Annotated in this window: 1 protein-coding gene; it reads right to left on the minus strand. The window is 63.2% G+C overall.

All coding sequences use genetic code 11. From position 1 onward, the window contains the following. The coding region (locus tag SB659_RS19840; protein WP_410551657.1) for a DUF6005 family protein at positions 1 to 261 on the minus strand (261 nt) is incomplete at both ends.

Here is a 261-nt window from a genome sequence, read left to right on the forward strand (position 1 = left end):
CCGTCGAGATGCGCCGCAACGATCCTGCGGACCGCATCGACGAGCGGATTGCCGCGTGGATGGAAGCTGGCGTGGAAATAGTCGCGCAGGTCTTCGTCAACAGGCGTGCGCGCTTCGGATCGGTCGAAGACATAGCCCCCTGCGACGCTGGGCTGCATCATCGCATTGATGATCTTGGCGCGCTCGACCTGGCCCTGCCAGCGGTAGTCGGGGTCGAGAACATTCCAGATATCCGGATCGCCGCTCGTCTCGACCATCAGG

This window comes from Arthrobacter sp. SIMBA_036 (assembly GCF_046535135.1).
Taxonomy (GTDB): Bacteria; Actinomycetota; Actinomycetes; order Actinomycetales; family Micrococcaceae; genus Arthrobacter.